This window comes from Streptomyces aureocirculatus, from assembly GCF_000720475.1.
Taxonomy (GTDB): domain Bacteria; phylum Actinomycetota; class Actinomycetes; order Streptomycetales; family Streptomycetaceae; genus Streptomyces; species Streptomyces aureocirculatus.
This window is the reverse complement of the sequence record NZ_JOAP01000028.1, coordinates 105,603-127,971: the sequence shown is the minus strand read 5'-3', so window position 1 is coordinate 127,971 and position 22,369 is coordinate 105,603. Positions and strand designations below refer to the sequence as shown.

Annotated in this window: 16 protein-coding genes and 1 pseudogene; 6 read left to right on the top strand and 11 right to left on the bottom strand. The window is 71.7% G+C overall.

Annotated elements, in window-relative coordinates; all coding sequences use genetic code 11:
* Window positions 1–72 precede the first annotated feature (72 nt).
* From IG78_RS0125230 to IG78_RS0125220, 3 genes are all read right to left on the bottom strand, one after another.
* Entirely contained in the window at window positions 73–1,518 is a 1,446-nt protein-coding gene (locus IG78_RS0125230) for an aldehyde dehydrogenase family protein (RefSeq protein ID WP_030567046.1), read from the bottom strand.
* Window positions 1,519–1,839: 321 nt separating this feature from the next.
* Entirely contained in the window at window positions 1,840–3,432 is a 1,593-nt protein-coding gene (locus tag IG78_RS0125225) for a PucR family transcriptional regulator (protein WP_030567044.1), read from the bottom strand.
* Between the two features lie 321 nt (window positions 3,433–3,753).
* Entirely contained in the window at window positions 3,754–5,898 is a 2,145-nt protein-coding gene (locus tag IG78_RS0125220; RefSeq protein ID WP_030567042.1) for a hypothetical protein, read from the bottom strand.
* A gap of 260 nt (window positions 5,899–6,158) precedes the next feature.
* On the opposite strand from IG78_RS0125220, the gene gabT reads away from it, so the two are divergent.
* Window positions 6,159–7,493 (top strand): 4-aminobutyrate--2-oxoglutarate transaminase, encoded by a 1,335-nt coding sequence (gabT, locus tag IG78_RS0125215; protein WP_030567040.1) that lies wholly within the window; start codon window positions 6,159–6,161, stop codon window positions 7,491–7,493.
* A gap of 587 nt (window positions 7,494–8,080) precedes the next feature.
* A complete protein-coding gene (locus tag IG78_RS42660) occupies window positions 8,081–8,662 on the top strand; it encodes a phosphatase PAP2 family protein (RefSeq protein ID WP_037686161.1) in 582 nt (193 codons plus the stop codon).
* Here the strand turns inward: IG78_RS42660 and IG78_RS0125205 are convergent.
* From IG78_RS0125205 to IG78_RS0125170, 8 genes and pseudogenes are all read right to left on the bottom strand, one after another.
* A pseudogene (locus IG78_RS0125205) lies at window positions 8,613–9,632 on the bottom strand (chitinase); the annotation flags it as partial. The gene IG78_RS42660 and the pseudogene IG78_RS0125205 overlap by 50 nt on opposite strands.
* A gap of 297 nt (window positions 9,633–9,929) precedes the next feature.
* Entirely contained in the window at window positions 9,930–10,424 is a 495-nt protein-coding gene (locus IG78_RS0125200; protein ID WP_030567033.1) for a hypothetical protein, read from the bottom strand.
* 143 nt (window positions 10,425–10,567) lie between these two features.
* Window positions 10,568–11,986 (bottom strand): NAD(P)/FAD-dependent oxidoreductase, encoded by a 1,419-nt coding sequence (locus IG78_RS0125195; protein ID WP_030567031.1) that lies wholly within the window; start codon window positions 11,984–11,986, stop codon window positions 10,568–10,570.
* Between the two features lie 50 nt (window positions 11,987–12,036).
* A complete protein-coding gene (locus tag IG78_RS0125190) occupies window positions 12,037–12,849 on the bottom strand; it encodes an ABC transporter permease (RefSeq protein WP_030567029.1) in 813 nt (270 codons plus the stop codon).
* Complete coding sequence (locus IG78_RS0125185; protein WP_030567028.1) at window positions 12,849–13,778, bottom strand: ABC transporter permease; 930 nt, start codon at window positions 13,776–13,778, stop codon at window positions 12,849–12,851. The genes IG78_RS0125190 and IG78_RS0125185 overlap by 1 nt, the downstream gene beginning before the upstream one ends.
* Window positions 13,775–14,920: an ABC transporter ATP-binding protein gene (locus tag IG78_RS0125180; RefSeq protein WP_030567026.1), complete on the bottom strand. Its 1,146-nt coding sequence runs from the start codon at window positions 14,918–14,920 to the stop codon at window positions 13,775–13,777. The genes IG78_RS0125185 and IG78_RS0125180 overlap by 4 nt, the downstream gene beginning before the upstream one ends.
* A 60-nt stretch (window positions 14,921–14,980) precedes the next feature.
* Window positions 14,981–16,225: a polyamine ABC transporter substrate-binding protein gene (locus IG78_RS0125175; RefSeq protein ID WP_030567024.1), complete on the bottom strand. Its 1,245-nt coding sequence runs from the start codon at window positions 16,223–16,225 to the stop codon at window positions 14,981–14,983.
* A gap of 81 nt (window positions 16,226–16,306) precedes the next feature.
* A complete protein-coding gene (locus IG78_RS0125170) occupies window positions 16,307–17,812 on the bottom strand; it encodes a gamma-aminobutyraldehyde dehydrogenase (RefSeq protein ID WP_030567022.1) in 1,506 nt (501 codons plus the stop codon).
* Window positions 17,813–18,019: 207 nt separating this feature from the next.
* On the opposite strand from IG78_RS0125170, the gene ybiA reads away from it, so the two are divergent.
* The 4 genes from ybiA to IG78_RS0125150 all read left to right on the top strand — a co-directional run bounded on the left by ybiA (window position 18,020) and on the right by IG78_RS0125150 (window position 22,360).
* Window positions 18,020–18,604, top strand: a complete 585-nt coding sequence (ybiA, locus tag IG78_RS0125165) for a riboflavin biosynthesis intermediates N-glycosidase (protein ID WP_051852949.1) — start codon at window positions 18,020–18,022, stop codon at window positions 18,602–18,604.
* A gap of 180 nt (window positions 18,605–18,784) precedes the next feature.
* Window positions 18,785–19,840 carry an adenosine deaminase gene (locus IG78_RS0125160; protein WP_030567018.1) on the top strand — a complete coding sequence of 352 codons (1,056 nt, stop codon included), beginning with the start codon at window positions 18,785–18,787 and terminating at the stop codon, window positions 19,838–19,840.
* A gap of 391 nt (window positions 19,841–20,231) precedes the next feature.
* Entirely contained in the window at window positions 20,232–20,993 is a 762-nt protein-coding gene (locus IG78_RS0125155) for a glycerophosphodiester phosphodiesterase (RefSeq protein WP_078965493.1), read from the top strand.
* 173 nt (window positions 20,994–21,166) lie between these two features.
* Window positions 21,167–22,360, top strand: a complete 1,194-nt coding sequence (locus IG78_RS0125150) for a serine hydrolase domain-containing protein (RefSeq protein WP_030567015.1) — start codon at window positions 21,167–21,169, stop codon at window positions 22,358–22,360.
* Window positions 22,361–22,369: the final 9 nt, after the last annotated feature.

Sequence of the window (22,369 nt, the reverse complement as noted above, 5' to 3'; positions counted from 1 at the left end):
GGCCGGAGCCCCCGCACAGCGGGCTCCGGCCGTTCTCCGTGGGGTGCGAGGGGTTGTCCCCGCGCCAGGGGGTTACAGGTCGATCCCCGTGAGCACCATGACGCGCTCGTACGTGTAGTCGTCCATGGCGGAGCGCACGCCCTCACGGCCCACACCGGACTGCTTCACACCGCCGTACGGCATCTGGTCGGCGCGGTAGGAGGGCGCGTCGCCGATGACGACACCGCCGACCTCCAGGGCACGGTGGGCCCGGAAGGCGGCCTGCAGGTCGTGGGTGAACACGCCCGCCTGGAGGCCGTACTTGGAGTCGTTGACGGCGTCGTACGCGGCCTGCTCGCCGTCGACCTTCGTCACCGTCATGACCGGGCCGAAGACCTCCTCGCGGGCGAGGGTGGTGTCGGCGGGTACGTCGGTGAGGACGGTCGGCGCGTACGTGGCGCCGTCGCGCTTGCCGCCCGTCAGGAGGTGGGCACCGGCCTGGACGGCCTCGTCGACCCAGGACTCCACCCGCTCGGCGGCGTCCTCGCTGACGAGGGGGCCGACGTCGGTCTTCGGGTCGGAGGGGTCGCCGGTGACCTGGCCCTCCACCGCCTTGACGATCTTCGGCAGGAGCCGGTCGTACACGGCGGCGTCGGCGATGACGCGCTGCACCGAGATGCAGGACTGGCCGCCCTGGTAGTTGGAGAAGGTCGCGACGCGGGCGGCTACCCAGTCGAGGTCGGCCTCGGTGGAGAAGTCGCCGAGGACGACGGCGGCGCCGTTGCCGCCGAGCTCCAGGGTGCAGTGCTTGCGCGGCACCGAGTCCATGATCGCGTAGCCGACCTTCTCGGAGCCGGTGAAGGAGACGACCGGCAGCCGCTCGTCCTGGACAAGGGCGGGCATCTTCTCGTTGGCCACCGGCAGCACCGACCAGGAGCCCGCGGGCAGCTCGGTCTCGGCGAGGAGCTCACCGATGACGAGGCCCGACAGCGGGGTCGCCGGAGCCGGCTTGAGGATGATCGGCGTGCCGACGGCGATGGCCGGGGCGACCTTGTGGGCGCACAGGTTCAGCGGGAAGTTGAACGGCGCGATGCCGAGGACGACGCCCTTGGGGAAGCGGCGCGTGAAGGCGAGCCGGCCCTGGCCGCCCGCGTCGGTGTCCAGGCGCTGGGCCTCGCCGCCGTTGAAGCGGCGGGCCTCCTCGGCGGCGAACCGGAACACCGAGACGGCACGGCCGACCTCGCCGCGCGCCCACTTGACCGGCTTGCCGTTCTCTGCGGAGATGAGCTGCGCGATCTCCTCCGTGCGCTCGGCGAGCCTGCGGCTCACGTGGTCGAGGGCGGCGGCGCGGACGTGCGCCGGGGTGGCCGCGAACTCGTCGCGCACGGCGTGGGCGGCGGCCACGGCCTCCTCCACCTGCGCGTCGGTGGGTACGGCCGCCTTGGCGACGAGGCGCCCGTCCCAGGGCGAGGTGACGTCGAGCGTGGTCTCACCGGTGGTCTGGCGACCGGCGAGCCAGAAGGCGTGGATGGAAGTCATGTCGTTCCCGGCCCTTCCGCGGAGGTTCATTCGTCTTCGGGGGTTACGGGACCACCGTAGGGGTGGAGGTTTCGGCGTTGGTTTGTCCGACTCGGCGTAGTCGTGCGACCTGGCACACCGGAATGTCGGAGCCGCAGCTCACCTGGGGCTACGCCCCTCTCCCCCTGTCGCCGCTCCGCGGCTCGTCCTCAATCGCCGGACAGGCTTTTTTCCCCCACCCACCCGCCCTTTCCACCCGTCCCGGGAATCCAGCCCGTCCGGCGCGGAAATGAGCTTGGGGGAGTTTGAGGACGAGGCGCGCAGCGCCGATGAAGCAGGGGCTCACTCCCCCGCGGCCGCCGTCACCTTCAAGGACAGCCACAGTTCCATCCGGACGTCGGGATCGTCGAGGGAGCGCCCGAGGATCTCCTCGACGCGGCGCATCCGGTAGCGCAGGGTGTGCCGGTGCACGCCCAGGTCCGCGGCAGCGGCGTCCCACTGCCCGTGCCGCGACAGCCAGGCCCGCAGCGAGGCGACGAGGTCACCGCGCCCGGTGGCGTCGTGCTCCCGCAGGGCCCGCAGCAACCCGTCGGCGAACGCCCGCACCGCATCGTCCGCGAGCAGCGGAAGCACCGACCCGGCGGCCAGCTCCTCGTGCTCCACGAGGCACCGCCCGCGCCGCCGCGCCACGGACAGCGCCTGCTCGGCCTGCTTGTAGGCGGAGGCGGCGGCGATGGGCCCGGCGGGGGCGGAGAGCCCCATGACCGGCGCGGGCTCCTCCGTGGGCTCCCGCCCCTCGGCCCGCTCCGCGTCGATCGTCGCCGCGTACTCCACGGCGGCCACCTGCGCCGCCCCGCCGTCCGCGACGAGAAGCACGAGCCGGTCGCCGTACGGCACCACGAGCAGCGCCTCGCCGAACCGCGCCGCGGCCGCCTCGACGGCGTCGACGAGCCCGGCGGACCAGCCGCCCCCGTCCGCCCCCGCCGCTTCCTGTGTTCCGGCGGCCTCCGCGACGACCAGCCGGAAGGGGGCGTCGAGCAGTCCGCCGTACAGATCACCGGCGACGGCACGCGCGTGGTCGGGTTCCCCGGCGAGGAGCATGCGAAGGACCGCGGCCCCGATCCTGGCCTCCGCGGCCTGGAGCGAGCGGGACCGCTCGGTGGTGAGGGTGAGCAGGGCGATCGCGGAGTGCACCGCGTACCGCTCGGCGGTGCCGAGGGTCGATGCGGTGCCGACGGCGAGGGCGGCGCGTGGCCTGCGGCCGGTGCCGAGGCTGTGCAGTTCGACCCGGTCGTCGGCCCCGGCGACGACGAGGCTGGCCGGGGCGGGGCGCTCGCGCAGGCGCTCGACGTCGGGGGTGAGCCGGGCGGCGCGGCGGGTGGCCCACTCGGGCGCGGTGGCGACGACGGCTCCGGAGGCGTCGTACAGGGCGGCCCAGCCGTCGATCTGCGCGGCGAGCGCGCCGAGCAGACCCTGGGCGCCGTCGCCGAGCGCCTGCTTGGTCAGCTCGCGCTGGGCGGCGAAGCCCGCCGTCACCGCGCGGTACTGGTCGGCGGCGATGGCCGCGGACACAGCCTTGCTGATGGCGAGGAAGGGGGTGCGCCGCGGCACCTCGATGAGCGGAAGGCCCTCCGCCGCCGCGGCCTCGACGAGCGCGTCGGGGATGTCCGGGTAGTTCACACCGACCGCGAAGCCGAGCCCCACGACGCCCGCGCCCACGAGCCGTTTCACATAGCGCGTCATGGTCTCCGGGTCCTCCGCGTCCAGCTTGAGCGCGGTGATCAGGAGCAGTTCGCCGCCCTCCATGTACGGCACGGGGTCGGCGAGCTCGCTGACGTGCGCCCAGCGCACGGGGACGTCCAGGCGGTCCTCGCCCGCGCGCACGGTCAGTTTGAGCGCGGAGTGGTGGACGAGCGAGGCGAGCGTGGGGGGCATGGGACCTTCAGGGCGTACGGCGGCGGGGCCGGTCGGCTGGGGGACCTCGGGCGGGAGCCTGGGCGGGTGCGGGGGTGGGCCGCGGGGTGGGCTGCGGGTGCTGCGGTCGTGGCCGGCGGGCGTTCGAAGGCCCCGTTGCGACCGGCGGGCGCCCGCTTGTTGATCTTTTGGCCGCCACGTATGACGGCTACGGTCGATTCTGCCTCACCGTACGGTCGCCTCGGGCGGCTTGAGGGGTACGTACGGCAGCCTTTTCCCCACGCCGCCAACGCGCGGGCGCATCGCGAGTGCGGCGCACGCGCCCCAGGGGCGCCCCTGCCTTCACCCCCGCAGATCCACGAGCAGCGGCGGCGCGTGCTCCCCCCGCACGTCCGTCAGGGAGAGCACCGCGTGCCCGGGCGGTACCGCGTGGGCCAGTTCCGAGGCGGACCAGCGCTCCCGCTCGACCTGGCGGACGGTCACCGCGCGGGCGGTGGGCGCGTGCCCGGTGATGACGCGGCGCAGCACGTGCACGGCCTTGCCCGCCGGGGTCTCGGCGATGATCTGGCGGTCGGTGACGTCCCGTGCCTCGGTCCACTCCTTGCCCCAGACCTCCGCGAAGTCCTGGCCGTCCCACGGCGTGAGCCCGGACAGGGCCATGCGGCAGCCGACCGCGCCGAGCAGCGGGGTGCGCAGGGGCCGCGGGGCGTCGTCGAGGGTCCGCAGGGTCATGACGACGCCCGCGTTCGCGGACCGCAGCCGCTGGATGCGCCGCACCGCCTCCGGGGTGACCGTGCCGGTGGCGTCGTCGAGGACGAGGCAGGCGAAGAGCGAGCGGTCGTCGCGGACGGCGGCCGACGCGGTGAACTGGGCGAGCACGAGGCGCGCGAGGATGCGCGACGCGTCCGCGTGCCCGCGTTCGGGCAGGTCGATGCGGACCCGTACGGGGTGGTCGAGGGCCCGCAGCGAGAAGGGCGTGGACCGGCCCGAGGTGTCGAAGAACGCGGCGAACGCGGGGCGGTCGAGCAGCGCGATACGGTCGGCCAGGGCCGCCCCCGGGTCACCGGGGTGGCCCAATTGGCGTTCGCGGGCGTCGAGTTCCCGCAGCATGACCTCCTGCCCCGCCTGTTGCAGGGCGGTGCGCAGGGCGCCGAGCGGGCCCGGCGCGCCGTCGAGCAGGGCGCGCAGCTCCGGTACGGCGGGGAAGCGGCCGTGGACGGCGTGGAAGGGGCCGAGGAGCTGGGCGAGCACGGTCGTCGAGCGGCGGTGGTCGCCTCCGATGTGCGGGTCGACGAGGTCGCCGACGAGGGCTTCCGCGAGCACGCCAGCGGCCTCGTCGGGGTCGGAGGTGCCGCCGTAGAGGTCGAGGTCGTACACGGAGTCCGGGTGGCCGACCCGTACCACCACGTCGTAGTCGTCGCCGGGGCCGAGCCCCGCGCCCGCGGCCCCCACCACGACGACCGCGGCCCGCCCTGCGAGCGCTTGCAGGCACAGCGACTCGGCGAGCGGCCACACCACGGTGCCGGTCTTGCCGGAGCCCGCGGGGCCGACGGCGAGCAGGGAGGTGCCGATGAGGTCGGGGCCGAGGGCGAGGCCGGTGCCGCGGTAGGCGTACGGGTTGCGCGGGTCGTCGACGGTGGTGCCGATCCTGACCTGCGCGGTGGCGAGGTCGTGGCGGGCGGCCCGCGCGGGCAGGTCCCTGGCGCCGGAGGGGTGTGGGCAGGCGGTGGCGCCGTCGCGGACGACGGCTTCGGTGAACGCCCCGAGCGGGCTGTTGCCGGAGCGCACGGAGCGCCAGGCGCGGGCGATACGGGCGACGTCGATGTCCCGCATGAGGCCTGCGCGGGCGTCGGCGGCCAGGCGGTCCGCGGCGGGCCCGGCCCCCGCGGCGCGCAGCTTGGGCCACTGCGCGGGGTCCTCCTCCGGCTGGGGCGGCGGCGCGGCCGGTGCGGGGCGCTTGACGCGGGGGGCGACGAAGCGGCGCCACACCTCGCCCCAGCGGCCGAGTCGGCCCACGGTGACCATGATGCCGAGGGCGATGGCCGTGTAGTACGTGTTCCAGACGACGGCGTTGCCGACGCTGTCGCCGGTGTAGATCCACGCGTCGGGCAGGAACAGTTCGAGCGGTACCACCCACCAGCCGCCGAGGTAGCCGTTCCACAGGAGCGACCACAGGAGCCAGCCGACCAGGAAGGCGATCACGGCACCGCTCAGAAGCTGCCGGGTCGGCACGACATCCGGCTCCTGCTCGGGCCGCGGCACGTGCCCGAACCGCCAGACGCCGGGCGCGGCCTTCGGGCGGGGGGTGCGCAGCCAGGCGAGGAACGCCTCACCGTCGGTGCCGGGCGCGGCGCCCGGCGCGCGGGCCGGACGCGGCGGCAGGGGCACCGGCCGCGCGCCCCCTGCGGCGTCGCCGCGCGGCGACGCCGGCCGTGGCACCGGCGTGGCGTGCGTACCGCGAGCGTCGTACGTGCCGTCGGAAGTCATGGCCCTTGCCCCCTGACCTGCCCTGTCTTGACCGTGCTTACTGGGTTTCACCGGGTTCGCTGGTTCGCGGCTCAATCTAGTGCCCGGGCGCCGCCCGGGGGCCGGACCCGCGCCGATCACGCCAAAGGGGCGCTATGTCCACCGCGGACAACGTCTTTCCCCAACATCTCCCCCGTGGAGCATGCCCGCTCCCCCGCCCCGCCCCTAACCTGCGAAGAAAGTAGTCGAACGTGCGCAACACCCCACCCCCAGGAGCCCTCATGACCGACCTTCCCCAGGAGCGCCGCGTCGTCACCGCCATCCCCGGGCCCAAGTCGCAGGAGCTGCAAGCCCGGCGTACCGCCGCGGTCGCAGGCGGCGTGGGCTCGGTGCTTCCCGTGTTCGCGGCGCGCGCCGGTGGCGGCGTCATCGAGGACGTGGACGGCAACCGCCTCATCGACTTCGGCTCCGGCATCGCCGTGACCAGCGTCGGCGCCTCCGCCGAGGCCGTCGTGCGGCGGGCGTCGGCCCAGCTTCAGGACTTCACCCACACCTGTTTCATGGTGACGCCGTACGAGGGCTATGTGGCCGTCGCCGAGGCGCTCGCGGAGCTGACCCCCGGCGACCACGCCAAGAAGTCGGCCCTCTTCAACAGCGGCGCCGAGGCCGTCGAGAACGCCGTCAAGATCGCCCGCGCGTACACCAAGCGCCAGGCCGTCGTGGTCTTCGACCACGGCTACCACGGCCGCACCAACCTCACGATGGCCCTGACGGCGAAGAACATGCCGTACAAGCACGGCTTCGGCCCGTTCGCGCCCGAGGTCTACCGTGTCCCGGTGGCGTACGGCTACCGCTGGCCGACCGGCGCCGAGAACGCGGGCCCCGAGGCCGCCGCCCAGGCGATCGACCAGATCTCCAAGCAGGTCGGCGCCGAGAACGTCGCCGCGATCATCATCGAGCCGGTGCTCGGCGAGGGCGGCTTCATCGAGCCCGCGAAGGGCTTCCTGCCCGCCCTGTCGAAGTTCGCCACGGACAACGGCATCGTCTTCGTCGCCGACGAGATCCAGTCCGGCTTCTGCCGCACCGGCCAGTGGTTCGCGTGCGAGGACGAGGGCGTCGTGCCCGACCTGATCACGACGGCCAAGGGCATCGCGGGCGGCCTGCCGCTCGCCGCCGTCACGGGCCGCGCCGAGATCATGGACGCCGCCCACGCGGGCGGCCTCGGCGGCACCTACGGCGGCAACCCGGTGGCCTGCGCCGCCGCGCTCGGCTCCATCGAGACGATGAAGGAGCTCGACCTCAACGCCAAGGCGAAGAACATCGAGGCCGTCATGAAGGCCCGCCTGACCGCGATGGCGGAGAAGTACGACATCGTCGGCGACATCCGCGGCCGCGGCGCGATGATCGCGATCGAGCTGGTCAAGGACCGGGCGACGAAGGAGCCCGACCCGGAGGCCACCGGCGCGCTCGCCAAGGCCTGCCACGCGCAGGGCCTGCTCGTCCTGACCTGCGGCACGTACGGCAACGTGCTGCGCTTCCTGCCGCCGCTGGTGATCGGCGACGAGCTCCTGAACGAGGGCCTGGACATCATCGAGGCCGCGTTCGCGGAGCTCTGAGCGAAGATCCGAGCAGGGCTCTGAGCGGCTCCGAGCGAAGCTCTGGGCGGAGCTCCGAGCCGCGCGCGGCCCACGGTGCGCCGAGCCGTGCGCGGCTCACGCCACGGCGCCGGAAAGCGCCGGGTGCGTCACCGCGTACCCGGCGCTTTCGCGCCACCCGCAGCCCGGATCATTCCTCTGACGTGGGTGGACCGCACGCTGTGCGGAAGGCATGACCTGGGGTGACGGTCAGGGCCTGTGAAGAACGTGTGGGAGCCCCATGTCGGGATGTCGTTCCTCCTGTCGGCCCCCTTCCTCCTGACGTACGGTTTCTGCAGATGAGAGAAACACCCCGCTCACGGGGGACCGTGAGCGACACCGGGACGGAGCCTCCCCAGCCCCGCCCTGGGCGTGCCTTCGCGCACACGCCTGGAGCCGATGGCTCCGGAACTCCTCACCGATCGGATGGCCGCCCGTCCCAAACCCCCCGGGGCGCGCGGCAACCCGGTCCTCTCGGCCACCTCGGAGCTACCCCCCCTGCTCCGAGGTGGCCGACCACTTGGCTTCCTCTCACCCTCGGTGTCCTCTTCGCGCTCTTCACCTGGCAGGTGGCCGCCGAAGGCCCGCTGCGCCGCCTCGACGAACGTACGGGCCGCGCCCTCGCCGCCAGCCGACTGCCGGGTGCCGCCGCCGAGTTCTTCGCCGACCTGGGCAACATGCCGGTCGCCGTTCCCGTACTCGCCGCGGCCGTGGCGTTCACCGCGCTGCGGGCCTTCAGGGCCGGTGCGTTCCGCTGGTGGCTCGCGCCCCTGGGGGCCGTGGTCGCGATGGTGGCCGTACCGCTCCTCGTGATCCCGCTGAAGCTCGCCGTGGACCGCGCGGGCCCGCCCGGCGCGGACGGCAGCGGCTACTACCCCTCTGGGCACACGGCCACCGCCACGGTCGCCTACGGCGCGGCCGTCCTGCTCCTGCTCCCCCTCCTGGCGGCCGGGGCCCGCCGCGCCCTGGTCACCGGCTGCGTCCTGGTGAACGCGGGCGTGGGTCTCGGCCTGGTCCGCAGCGGCTACCACTGGCCCCTTGACGTCGCCGCGAGCTGGTGTCTCGGCGGCACCCTGCTCTGGGCCCTGACGGCCTGTGGGGCTACTGGCCGAAGTAGCTGTCGAAGTTCTTGGAGAACTCCCCGTTGTTGAAGCGGTCCCAGTTGATGGACCAGGTCATCAGGCCGCGCAGGGTGGGCCACTTGCCGTGCGGCTTGTAGGTGCCGCAGTTGGTGTTCTTCGTCAGGCAGTCCAGGGCCTTGTTGACCTCGGACGGGGAGACGTGGCCGTTGCCCGCGTTCACCGAGGCGGGCATGCCGATGGCGATCTTCTCCGGGGGCAGGGGCGGGAACACGTTCGCGGTGTTGCCCTTGACCGGGAAGCCGGTGAGCAGCATGTCGGTCATCGCGATGTGGAAGTCGGCGCCGCCCATCTGGTGGTATTGGTTGTCCAGGCCCATGATCGGTCCTGAGTTGTAGTCCTGGACGTGCAGCAGGGTGAGGTCGTCGCGCAGGGCGTGGATGACCGGCAGGTAGGCGCCCGCGCGCGGGTCCGCGCCCCACTGGCCGGGGCCGTAGTGCTGGTAGCCCAACTGCACGAAGAACGTCTCCGGGGCCATGGTGAGGGTGAATCCTGCGCCGTACTTGGCCTTCAGGGTCTTCACCGCGGAGATCAGATTGACGATCACCGGGGTCTTGGGGTTCTTGAAGTCGGTGTCGTTGGCGTTCAGCGACAGGGAGTGGCCCTCGAAATCGATGTCGAGGCCGTCGAGGCCGTACTCGTCGATGATCGCGGAGACGGACGAGACGAACTTGTCGCGGGCCTGGGTGGTGGTGAGCTGCACCTGCCCGTTCTGGCCGCCGATGGAGATCTGGACCTTCTTGCCCTGGGCCTGCTTGGCCTTGATGGCCGCCTTGAACTCGTCCTTGGTCTCGACGTTGGGGCACTCGGTCTTCGGACAGAGGCTGAACCGGATGTCGCCGGACGTGGCGGACGTGGGCTCGCCGAAGGCCAGGTCGATCACGTCCCAGCTCGCCGGGACGTCCGCGAGCCGGGTGTAGCCGGAGCCGTTGGCGAAACTGGCGTGCAGATAGCCGACCAGGGCGTGGGCGGGCAGGGCTCCGGCCTCGGCACGGGCGGGTTCCGGGCGGGGCGCCGGGTCCGCGGAGCTGGGTGCGGCGAGCAGGCCGGTGGCCGCGAGCGCGAGGGCCGCGGTCGCGGCGGCCGCTCCGAGTCGGGATCCGCGCTGGGGTGCGCGGAATCGTGAGCTGTCCATAACTGCCTCCGGCGGTGGGGGGTTTGGGGACGGGGAGGTGCCGAGCAGGACGCGCTCAAGATGGTCCAGACCAATAACCTTGTCAAGGCTTCCGGCAACACCGGCCCGTCCGGGCGAGGAGCACCGCCCCGCCCCCGCGGGCCCTCACTCCGCGCCGTCGTCGGCAGCCCCGGTGCCGCCCGTCTCGCGCACCAGGAACGCCGCCGCCTCGTGCATCGCCAGTTCGAGCAGCGCCGGGTCGACGAGCGTGCCGGAGCCGTCGGGCGGCACCAGCCACCGCACCCCGCCGGTGGTCCGCCCGGGATAGGGCACGACGATCCAGGTGCCCTGCCCCGCGCCGCGCACCCCCGTGCCCACCCAGCGCGCGGCCGTGCCGGCGGGCACGAAGAACCCGAGGCGTGCGTCGCCGAAGTCGGCGAGCACGGGTCCTGGCCGGTCCACGACGTGGGTCAGCACGTCCAGAGTGGGGTGGCCGAGATCACCCGGCAGGATGAGTACGTCCCAGAGCCTGCCCGCCGGGAGCAGCGCGACGCCCAGGGGGTTGCGCTCCCACTCCCAGCGGCAGGCGTCCGGATCCGGTGCCACCGACACCAGCCACTCCACCGCAGATTTGGCACCTTTGGCACCCGAGCCCGTCATGGCAGGACCTACCTCTCGTGTACTCGCGATACGCGTGTCACCGGAGAGAGGCCGCCGGGCGCCGGGCATTACGCGGGTTCGGCTACCGAGTGGTAGTGAAGGGGGCACGGCGCACGAAGGGCGTGCGCCGTCGCGTTACGGGGTCAACTGTCGAAGCCGAGTCCCATCTTGTCCATCGCACGCAGCCACACATTGCGCCGCCCGCCGTTCTCGTCGGCGCGCGCGAGGCCCCACTTGGTGAGGGTCACCCCGGCCCAGGCGAACGGCTCCGGCGGGAACGGCAGCGGCTTGGAGCGCACCATCTCCAGGTCCGTGCGCTCGGTGCGCTCCCCCGCGAGCAGGTCGAGCATCACATCGGCCCCGAACCGCGTGGCCCCGACACCGAGGCCCGTGTACCCGGCCGCGTACGCGACCCGGTCCCCGTACGCCGTGCCGAAGAACGCCGAGAACCGCGAGCAGGTGTCGATCGCGCCGCCCCACGCGTGCGTGAAGCGCACCCCCTCCAACTGCGGGAAGCAGGTGAAGAAGTGGCCCGCGAGCTTCGCGAAGGTCTCGGGGCGGTGGTCGTACTCGGCGCGCACCTTGCCGCCGAACGGATAGACGGCGTCATAGCCGCCCCACAGGATGCGGTTGTCGGCCGAGAGCCGGAAGTAGTGGAACTGGTTGGCCGCGTCACCGAGCCCCTGGCGGTTGTGCCAGCCGATGGCGGCCATCTGGTCCGCGGTCAGGGGCTCGGTCATCAGGGCGTAGTCGTACACCGGGATCGTGTACGGGCGCACGCGCTTGACCAGGGACGGGAAGACGTTCGTGCCGAGCGCGACCTGGCGGGCGAAGACCCTGCCGTAGGGGGTACGGGCCGCCATTCCGGCGCCGGACGAGGCGAGATCCAGGGCCGGGGTGTGCTCGTGGACGCGTACGCCGAGGTCGCGGCAGACACGCTTGAGGCCCCAGGCGAGCTTCGCCGGGTGCAGCATGGCGACGCCGTCGCGGTCGTGGAAGCCGCCGAGGAACGTCGGCGAGTCCACCTGTGCGCGCAGGGCGTCCTCGTCGAGGAGTTCGGCGGTGCCGGTGAGGCCGAGGGCGGCCATCTCCTCGTACATCTCGTGGAGTTCGGCGAGCTGGTGCGGCTCGGTGGCGACGTCGATCTCGCCGGTGCGCTCGAAGTCGCAGTCGATGCCGTAGCGGGCGACGGCGGCCTCGATCTCGTCGAGGTTGCGGGCGCCGAGCTCCTCCAGCTTCGCGATCTCCTTCGGCCAGCGCGCGAGGCCGTTGGGGACGCCATGGGTGAGGGATGCGGCGCAGAAGCCGCCGTTGCGGCCGGAGGCGGCCCAGCCGATCTCACGGCCCTCGACGAGGACGACGTCACGGCCGGGGTCGCGCTCCTTGGCGATGAGGGCGGTCCACAGGCCGCTGTAGCCGCCGCCGACGACGAGCAGGTCGCAGGACTGGTCGCCGACGAGGGCGGGTTCGGGCGCGGGCTTGTTCGGGTCGTCCAGCCAGTAGGGGACCGGCTTGGCTTCGGCGAGAGACTTGGCCCAGTGGGTCATGGCGCGAGGGGCCATGATTTCCAACTCCTTCAGAGTTTTTGGGGTTCTTGCAGTTCTATGGCTTCTCAAAGGGATTTCTTGGCGCGGCGCTTTCCGGCGAGCATTCCTGTCACCACGAGCAGGACCGCGATAAGGAACATCGCCGTACCGATCACATTGATCTGAACGGGCGTGCCCCGCTGCGCGGATCCCCAGACGAACATGGGGAATGTCACGGTCGAACCGGCGTTGAAGTTGGTGATGATGAAGTCGTCGAAGGAGAGCGCGAAGGCGAGCAGCGCGCCCGCGGCGATACCGGGCGCGGCGATCGGCAGGGTGACCCGCAAGAAGGTCTGCACGGGTCCGGCGTAGAGGTCCTGGGCGGCCTGTTCCAGACGCGGGTCCATGGACATCACACGTGCCTTCACGGCTGTCACGACGAAGCTCAGACAGAACATGATGTGCGCTATCAGGACGGTCCAGAAGCCGAGCTGTGCGCCCATGTTGAGGAAGAGCGTGAGCAGCGAGGCGGCCATGACCACCTCGGGCATCGCCATCGGCAGGAAGATCAGCGAGTTCACGGCGCCACGCGCCCGGAACCGGTAGCGCACCAGGGCGAAGGCGATCATCGTGCCGAGCACGGTCGCGCCGAGCGTCGCCCAGAACGCGATCTGCAGGCTCAGCGAGAGCGATCCGCACATGTCGGCGACACCGCAGGGATCTTTCCAGGCGTCCGTCGAGAACTCCTGCCAGGAGTAGTTGAAACGGCCCTTCGGCTTGTTGAAGGAGAAGACCGTGACGACGACATTGGGAAGCAGGAGATAGCCGAGCGTGCCGAGCCCGGCGAGCACGACGAGGTTCCTGCGCAGCCAGCGGAAAAGTGCCGAGAAGACGGCCATCAGACGAGATCCTCCGTCCCCGACTTGCGGATGTAGAAGGTCACCATGAACAGGATCGCGGCCATGAGGATGAAGGAGAGCGCGGCGGCCGTCGGGTAGTCCAGGATGCGCAGGAACTGCGTCTGGATGACGTTGCCGACCATGCGGGTGTCGGTGGAGCCGAGCAGGTCGGCGTTGACGTAGTCGCCCGCCGCCGGGATGAACGTGAGCAGGGTGCCGGAGACGACGCCCGGCATGGACAGCGGGAACGTCACCTTGCGGAAGGTGGTGGAAGGACGGGCGTACAGGTCGCCCGCGGCCTCGTGCAGCCTGCCGTCGATGCGCTCCAGGGAGGTGTAGAGCGGCAGGATCATGAACGGCAGGAAGTTGTACGTCAGACCGCAGACCACCGCGAGCGGGGTGGCGAGGACCCGGTCCCCCTCGGTGGCGCCGAGCCAACTGGTGACATCCAGGATGTGCAGGCTGTTCAGGGCGCCGACGACCGGGCCGCCGTCGGCGAGGATCGTCTTCCACGCGAGGGTCCGGATGAGGAAGCTGGTGAAGAACGGCGCGATGACGAGGACGAGGATCAGATTGCGCCAGCGGCCCGCGCGGAACGCGATCAGATAGGCCAGCGGATAGCCGAGCAGCAGACACAGGACGGTGGCGGCGCCCGCGTACAGGACCGAGCGCAGGAACTGCGGCCAGTAGTCGCCGAGCGCGTCCCAGTAGGTGGCGAAGTGCCAGGTGACCTTGTAGCCCTCTTCGAGGGATCCGGTCTGCACGGACGTCGACGCCTGGTAGACGAGCGGCAGCGCGAAGAACACCAGCAGCCAGAGGATGCCGGGAAGCAGCAGCCAGTAGGGGACGAGACGGCCGCGCCTCGGAGGCTTGGCGGCGGGCGGCGCCGCCTCGTCGGCGGGGGCCGGTGCCTTGCCGGATACGGTCACGCGTCCTCCTCGACCTTCTCGACGCCCGCAGCGGCATCCTGGTCGGCGTCGAGGCCGAAGGTGTGCGCGGGGTTCCAGTGCAGGACGACGTCGGCGCCCGGGGCGAGCCGGGAGTCACGCTCGATGTTCTGCGCGTACACCTCGAACGCGTCGCAGACCGGGCTTTCGACGACGTACTGGGTGGAGACGCCGATGAAGCTGGAGTCGGTGATGCGGCCGGTGATGCGGTTACGGCCGTCGGGGATCGCGCCCGCGTCGTCGGCGTGCGTGAGCGAGATCTTCTCCGGGCGTACGCCGGCCAGGACGGTGCCGCCGGTGGTGGCGGGCGCCGTACAGCGCGCCCTGGGCAGCGTCAGCTTCCCGCCGCCCGCCTTCAGGACCACGTCCTCGCCGCTCACCGCGGCCACCTCGGCCTCGATGAAGTTGGAGGTGCCGAGGAAGTTGGCGACGAAGGTGGTGCGCGGGTTCTCGTACAGGTCGGCGGGCGCGCCCTGCTGCTCGACGCGGCCGCCGTTCATCACGGCGACGGTGTCGGCCATCGTCATGGCCTCCTCCTGGTCGTGCGTGACGTGTACGAAGGTGATGCCGACCTCGGTCTGGATGCGCTTGAGTTCGAGTTGCATCTGGCGGCGCAGCTTGAGGTCGAGGGCACCGAGGGGCTCGTCGAGGAGCAGCACCTCGGGGTGGTTGATGAGGGCGCGGGCGACGGCGACGCGCTGCTGCTGGCCGCCGGAGAGCTGGTGCGGCTTCTTCCTGGCCTGCTCGCCGAGCTGTACGAGGTCGAGCATCTCGCCGACCTGCTTCTTCACCGACTTGATGCCGCGCCGGCGCAGACCGAAGGCGACGTTCTCGAAGATGTCGAGGTGCGGGAAGAGCGCGTACGACTGGAAGACCGTGTTCACGGGCCGCTTGTACGGCGGCAGCGCGGTGACGTCCTGCTCGCCGAGGCGGACGGTGCCGGCGCTCGGCTCCTCCAGGCCCGCGATCATGCGCAGCGTGGTGGTCTTGCCGCATCCGGAGGCGCCGAGCAGCGCGAAGAACGAGCCCTGGGGCACGGTGAGATCGAGCGGGTGCACGGCCGTGAAGGAGCCGTAGGTCTTGCTGATCCCGGTCAGGCGGACGTCGCCGTTGGTGTCGGTCATAGGTTCTTCCCAGAAGTGGTGGCGGACGGGACGGCGGGAACGGCGAGGGGCAAGGCCCGCTCAGGAGCCGGTCAGCCTGGCGAACTTGCGCTCGTACGCGGCCTCTTCCTCGGGGGTGAGGGAACGGAACGCGTGCGACCGCGCGGCCATGGCCTTGTCGGGCAGGATCAGCGGGTTCGCGGCGGCCTCGGGATCGAGCTTCGCCAGCTCGCCGCGGACGCCGTCCACGGGGCACACGTAGTTGATGTACGCGGCGAGGCGGGCGGCGGGCTCCGGCTCGTAGTAGTAGTCGATGAGCCGCTCGGCGTTGCGCTTGTGGCGCGCCTTGTTGGGGATCAGGAGGTTGTCCGTGGAGGTGATGTAGCCGCTCTCCGGGATGACGAACTCGATGTCGGGGTTGGCGAGCTTGAGCTGGACGACGTCACCGGCCCAGGCCACGCACGCGGCGAGGTCGCCCTTGTCGAGGTCGGCGGTGTAGTCGTTGCCGGTGAAACGCCGTATCTGCTTCTTGTCGACGGCTTTCTGCAGTCGGGCGACGGCCGCGTCGAAGTCGTCGTCGGTGAACTTCGCCGGGTCCTTGCCGAGGTCGAGCAGGACCATCCCCATGGTGTCGCGCATCTCGGAGAGGAAACCGACGCGCCCCTTCAGCTCGGGCTCGTCGAGGAGCTGCGACACCGACGTGATCTTCTCCCCGCCGGTCGCCTTCTTGTTGTAGGCGATGACCGCGGAGATACCGGTCCAGGGGTAGGAGTAGGCGCGCCCCGGGTCCCAGTCCGGGGAGCGGAACTGCGCGGACAGGTTGGCGTAGGCGTGCGGCAGTTGGGCGGGGTCCAGTTTCTGCACCCAGCCGAAGCGGATGAGGCGGGCGGCGAGCCAGTCGGTGACGCAGATCAGGTCGCGCCCTGTGTCCTGGCCCGCGGCGAGCTGCGGTTTGATCTTCCCGAAGAACTCGTTGTTGTCGTTGATGTCCTCGGTGTACTTGACCTCGATGCCGGTGCGCTCGGTGAACGCGTCGAGGGTGGGGCGCCGTTTCTTCTTGTCGACGTCCATGTACTCGGTCCAGTTGGAGAAGTTGACGCGCTTCTCCTTGGCGGAGCGGTCGTCGGCGGCGATGCCGCCCTCGCCCTTTCCGGCGGCGGGGATTCCGCAGGCGCTCAGCGCCCCGAGTCCGCCCGCTGCGAGCAGACCGCCGCCCGCGGCACGCAGCACCGAACGGCGGCCGGGCGCGGCGCGGCCGCCGCCCGGGCCCCGGTGCACGGCGGCCGCCCGGGCCGGGTACAGGCTGTCTGGGTCGTGACTCTCCATGCGCGTGGTTGCCCTTCCGGGAGGGTGAGCGGGCGGGCGCCGCCGGTCGCGCGGCGTCCGCTTCCGCGGCCGATCGGCCGACTAACGGTCCCCGAAGACGGTGCGGTGCCAGTCCTTCCTGGCCACCGCGGTGTTGTCGAACATGACGTGCTTGATCTGCGTGTACTCCTCGAAGGAGTAGGCGGACATGTCCTTGCCGTAGCCGGACGCCTTGTATCCGCCGTGCGGCATCTCGCTGAGGATCGGGATGTGGTCGTTGACCCACACACAGCCCGCCTTGATCTCGCGGGTCGCGCGGTTCGCGCGGAAGACGTCCCGCGTCCACGCCGAGGCGGCGAGGCCGTAGGGGGTGTCGTTGGCGAGCCGGATGCCGTCCTCGTCGGAGTCGAAGGGCAGCACCACGAGTACCGGGCCGAAGATCTCCGCCCGCACCACCTCGCTGTCCTGGGCGGCGCCCGCGATGAGCGTGGGCTCGTAGTACGCGCCGGGGCCCTCGGGCGCCCGGCCGCCGGTGACCACGCGCGCGTAGCCGCGGGCCCGGTCGACGAAGCCGGCGACGCGGTCACGGTGCGCGTGCGAGATGAGCGGGCCGAGGTCGGTCGCCGGGTCGAAGGGGTCGCCGAGCCGCACCGTCGCCATCAGGTCGGCGACGCCCGCCACGAAGGCGTCGTACAGGGGCCGCTGCACGTACGCGCGCGTGGCGGCCGTGCAGTCCTGGCCGCTGTTGATGAGCGCACCGGCGACCGCTCCGTGCACGGCGGACTCCAGGTCGGCGTCGTCGAAGACCACGAAGGGCGCCTTGCCGCCGAGCTCCAGGTGGAGCCGCTTGACGGTGGCGGTGGCGATCTCGGCGACGCGCTTGCCGACCCCCGTGGACCCGGTGAAGGAGGTCATGACGACGTCCGGGTGCCCGACGAGGTGCTCACCGGCTTCCCTGCCCGCCCCGGTGACGACGTTGACGACGCCGTCGGGGATCCCGGCGGCGGTGGCGGCCTCGGCGAAGAGCAGGGACGTGAAGGGGGTGAGCTCGGAGGGCTTCAGGACGATGGTGTTGCCGGCGGCGATGGCAGGCAGGACTTTCCAGGCGGCCATCTGGAGGGGGTAGTTCCAGGGCGCGATGGAGCCGACGACGCCGATCGGTTCCCTGCGGATGTACGAGGTGTGGTCGCCGCCGTCGTACTCGCCCGCCGACTGGCCCTGGAGGTGCCGGGCCGCGCCCGCGAAGAAGGCGGTGTTGTCGATGGTCCCCGGCACATCGAACTCGCGGCTCAGCTTGATCGGCTTGCCGCACTGCAGGGACTCGGCCCGCGCCAGCTCATCGGCGCGTGCGGAGAGCTCGGCGGCGAAGCGGTGCATGGCGTCGGAGCGCTCGCCGGGGCTCGCCGCCGCCCAGTTGCCGTAGGCGTGCGCGGCCGCTGCCACGGCGGCGTCCACGTCCTTGGGGCCCGCCAGCTCGTACGTGAGGACCTCTTCGCCCGTGGCCGGGTCGACCACCGCGTGGGTACGGCCCGACGTGCCGGGGGTGAGGCGTCCCGCGATGTGCTGGGCGCCGGCCGCGAACCGGTCCCGCGCCTGGAATGTGTGCATGACGCTCTCCTCCGCCGACCGCCCCGTCCCGGGAGGACCGGCGTCGTTCCAGATCGATTTGAGTGCCGATCCTGGCAGAGGGCCGATAGTCCAACAAGTGATTCCGTAGTTGCCATTTGGTTACGCGACGGAATCTGTCGACCAGGTGTCGAGTCGGCATGGAAAAGCAGGGACGGAATGTCAGTGGTGCGTGTCAGGGTGGCGTGCATGAACGACAAGGCGCCTTCTTCGGCTTCGGACACGGCGGAGATTCGCTCGGTGGAGGCACTGCTCTCCGCGCGGCAGGCGGGACGGCGGCTGAAGCCGCTGTATTTCTGGGGGCACACTCCGCGCCGTGACGGCTCGCTCGGCCCGAGCTGTTTCAGCCAGTGGTGGCCCTCCCCCTTCACGTCCGACGGCGTCACCTACGCCACGGCCGAGCACTGGATGATGGCGGCGAAGGCCCGCCTCTTCGGCGACACGGACGCCGAGCGTGCGGTGCTCGCGGCACGCACCCCCGCCGAGGCGAAGCGGGCGGGGCGCCTGGTGCGGGACTTCGACGAGACGGTCTGGGCCCAGGAGCGGTTCGAGGTCGTGGTCGAGGGTTCGCTCCTGAAGTTCGCGTCGGACGACGCACTCCGCACCTGTCTCGCCGCCACCGGCGACCGCCTCCTGGTGGAGGCAAGCCCCCTCGACCCGGTCTGGGGGGTGGGCCTGGCCGCGGACGACCCCGCCATCGAGAACCCGGAGACCTGGCGGGGCTCGAACTTGCTGGGCTTCGCCCTGATGGAAGCGAGAGCCCGCCTGAGCTGATCCCTTGCATGCGCAGGCCGCCGCCCCCCTGTGGGCAACTGGTCCGCCAGGGGCGAGGGGGTACCTCCCTGCTCGGGGGCAGGGTCACCCCAGGGACCAGAACCCCGCGTCCTACGATGACCCCGACCCCCAGGTGGGTCACCGATCAGCCGATCACACCGCGTTCCCGGGGAGGAACCCATGCCCGACAACCCGCCACCGCCCGCCGCGCAGGCGCAGGCCTTCATCGCAGGCCTGCCCAAGGCCGAACTCCACGTCCACCACGTCGGCTCCGCCTCCCCTCGAATCGTCTCCGCCCTCGCCGCCCGCCACCCCGACTCCAAGGTCCCCACGGACATCGAGGCACTCGCGGACTACTTCACGTTCACGGACTTCGCCCACTTCATCCAGGTCTACCTCTCCGTGGTGGACCTGATCCGCACCCCGGACGACGTCCAGCTCCTCACCTTCGAGGTGGCCCGCGAACTGGCCCGGCAGAACGTCCGCTACGCCGAGCTGACCATCACCCCCTACTCCTCCACCCGCCGCGGCATCGAGGAGCGCGCCTTCATGGCGGCCATCGAGGACGCCCGCAAGGCCGCGGCGACGGAGCTCGGTGTGGTGCTGCGCTGGTGCTTCGACATCCCGGGCGAGGCCGGGCTCGAAGCGGCCGAGGAGACCGTGCGCCTCGCCACCACCGACGGCGTCCGCCCCGAAGGCCTGGTCTCCTTCGGACTCGGCGGCCCCGAGATCGGCGTACCGCGCCCGCAGTTCAAGCCGTACTTCGACCGGGCCATCGCCGCGGGCCTGCATTCGGTGCCGCACGCGGGTGAGACCACGGGCCCCGAGACGGTATGGGACGCCCTGACGCATCTGCGCGCCGAGCGCATCGGGCACGGCACCAGCTCCGCCAAGGACCCGAAGCTCCTCGCGCACCTCGCCGAGCACCGCATCCCCCTGGAGGTCTGCCCGACCTCGAACATCGCGACCCGCGCCGTCACCACCCTCGACGAGCACCCGATCAAGCAGTTCGCCGACGCGGGCGTCATCGTCACCGTCAACTCCGACGACCCGCCGATGTTCGGCACGGACCTCAACACCGAGTACGCCGTCGCCGCCCGCCTCCTCGGCCTGGACGAGCAGGGCATCGCCGCCCTCGCGAAGAACGCCGTCGAGGCGTCCTTCCTCGACCGCGCGGGCAAGGACCGCATCACGGCGGAGATCGACACATACACGAAAACCTGGCTGACCTCCTGACCCACGCAAGGCCGACGGCGCGAGTTGAAGCCCGTCCGGCGCTTGAGGACGAGCGCGCCAGCGCGGTGGTCAGCGCCGACAGCGCGAATTGAAGCCCGCCCGGCACTTGAGGACGAGCGCGCCAGCACGACGATCTGCGCCTCAACGCCGACAGCACGATCCAAGCCCGTCCGGCGTTCGAGGACGAGCGCGCCAGCGCAACGGTCTGCACCTCAACACCGACGGCACGAATTCAAGCCCGTCCGGCGTTTGAGGACGAGCGCGCCAGCGCGATGGTCCGAAGCTCAGCGCCGACGGCGCAGCACCCGGCCGACCGCCCCCGGCCCCACCGGGCCGTCCCCGCCACCCACGGGGGCGCACCGCCACCGCCGCGACCGGCCACAATGACCCCATGCGCACCGTGACTGCCGTGGCCCACCGAGGCGACCCCTACCGCCTCCGCGAGAACACCCTCCCCTCCCTGCGCGCGGCGCTCGAACTGGGTGCGGACGCGGTGGAGATCGATGTCCGGCTGACCCGGGACGGCGTCCCCGTATTGCTGCACGACGCGAGCCTGGACCGGCTCTGGGAGCACCAGCGACCGCTGGCCTCGCTGTCCGCGGACGAGGTGCGCGGGCTCACCGGCGGCGGGGTGCCCACGCTCGAAGAGGCCCTCAGGGAGACGGCGGGGCACCGCGTCCTCGTGGACCTGCCGGACGCGACACCCGAGACGGCACGTACCGTCGTCGGGGTCGTCGCCGACTGCGGGGCCACCGACCGCGCGTACTACTGCGCGGGCCCCGACGCGATGCTCGCGCTCCGCGCCGCGGACCCGGACGCCGAGATCGCCCTGACGTGGCAGACCCTCGCCCCGCCCCGGCCCGCCCTGCTCGCCGCGATCGCCCCGCGCTGGCTCAACTACCGCTTCGGCCTGGTCGGCCGGGAACTCGTCGACCGGGTGCACGCCGAAGGCCTGCTGATCTCCGCGTGGACCGCCGACACCCGGCGCACCATGCGCAGGCTCCTCGCCCACGGCGTGGACTCGATCACGACCAACCGTCTCGACGTCCTCACGGCCGAACTGTCGCGGGGCCCACGGGAACCCCGCGTCCCCCGGGAGGCCCGTAGCTCCCGGGAACCCCGACAGCTCCCGGGCCCCCGACAGCTCCGATAACCCCCGGCGCCCCCTAGGGCCCATCCCCGCAACTACCCTGAATTCCAAGGCCGTTGCCCCCGGGACAGCGTCAGGGCCCGCCCCCTCCCCAGTGACGATCCGCCGTACGACACCCGCCGCCCAGGATGGAAACCGAACCCCGGTACCCCGGTCACCCCACCCTGGAGCAGCCCATGCCTGTCCGCGCAGGACTCCCCGCCGCCGTCGCCACCGCGCTCACCCTCGGCCTCACGGCCACGGCGACGGTACCCGCCCTCGCCGACTCCCCCGGCACCGGCACCGGCACCGCCGCCGTGGCCGATGCCACCGGATCCCGCCCCGACGCCAAGGCCCTGCGGGCGGCGATCGCCGGGCTGCCCGACGCCGACGCGACCGCCGCCCTGGTCCGCGTGGGCGGCAAGAACGGGATCTGGCGCGGAAGTTCGGGCGTGCGCGACGTGGTGACGGGGCGCAAGGCGGACCCCGACGCCCGCTTCCGCGCGGGATCCACCACGAAGGTGGTCACTGCGGCGGTCGTGCTGCAACTCGCCGCCGAGGGAAAGGTCGACCTGGACGCGCCCGTCCAGCGCTATCTGCCCGACCTCTTCGCCCCGAACGCCGACGCCTTCCGCAAGCCCATCTCCGTACGCGAGTTGCTCAATCACTCCAGCGGTCTGCAGCCGGGCCGCTCCCTCGGCGAGAACTTCGCGGAGCTGTACGCGCACCGCTTCGACACGCTCACACCGCAGGAGGTCGCCGCCTCGTCCGTGGCCAAGGGACCCGCGCGCGCCCCGGGGACCCGGCAGGAGTACCTGAACATCAACTACACCTTCCTCGGGCTGCTCATCGAGAAGGTGACGGGGCGTACGTACGAGAGCGAGGCCGCCCGCCGTGCCCTGCGTCCCGCCGGCATGCGGCACACCTCCTTCCCCGGCACCGACCCGTTCATCCACGGCCCGCACCACCGCGGGTACCAGGCCGTACCGAAGCCGGGCGGTGGCGGGACGCGGCTTGTCGACGTCACGGACTGGAACCACCGGGACCGTTTCGCGGCGGGCGACATGATCTCCACGACGGCCGACCTGGAGCGGCTGACCATCCGTCTGTTCAGTGGCAGAATCGTGCCGAAGCCACAGCTCAGGGAGATGTTCACGGTGCCGTCCGGCATCGAGGGCGCGGACATGAGCGCGGGGTTCATGCGGTACCGCGCCCCCGATGGGCGGGTGCTCTGGGTGAAGACGGGCAGCCGCTACGGCTACACCTCCATCGTGGCCGCCACCCGGAACCTGGACACGGTCCTCGTCTACTCGGTGAACTCCACCGACGCCAAGAGCCAGAACCAGAGCCCTGTGACGAAGCGCATCGTAGAGGCGGCGCTCAAAGGCTGATGCGGCACT